The sequence below is a fragment of the Streptomyces sp. P9(2023) genome (assembly GCF_032436795.1).
Classification (GTDB): Bacteria; Actinomycetota; Actinomycetes; order Streptomycetales; family Streptomycetaceae; genus Streptomyces.
The window spans coordinates 1-260 of sequence record NZ_JAUPWM010000600.1; the positions used below are offsets into that span (position 1 = coordinate 1).

The 260-nt window shown below is 45.4% G+C and carries 1 protein-coding gene; it reads right to left on the bottom strand.

Annotated elements, in window-relative coordinates:
• Window positions 1–215, bottom strand: a 215-nt coding sequence (locus Q5762_RS38840; protein WP_315897025.1) for a hypothetical protein, incomplete at its 3' end; no start/stop codon positions are given.
• Between the last annotated feature and the right edge of the window lie 45 nt (window positions 216–260).

The window sequence follows — 260 nt, forward strand, 5'->3', positions numbered from 1 at the left end:
TGCAGATTGCTGACAAGACCAATCTGCAATTCTTTCTGTGCCTTAGCCTGATTGAGTTCAATTTCAGACTGAAGGAGAGCATTCTTCAATTGCTGCTCCTCAACCTGCAACTGTTTCATCTGCTCTGCAAATGGATCAGGTTCTGGCTCGAATTCTTCAAGCATCTTGGCAAGTTCAGGCATACGCTGAAGACGTGCAATCTGGACCAGAAGCATCTTGACGATGTTGAAGTCAACAGTATTGCCCATGGTCTGAAGCAT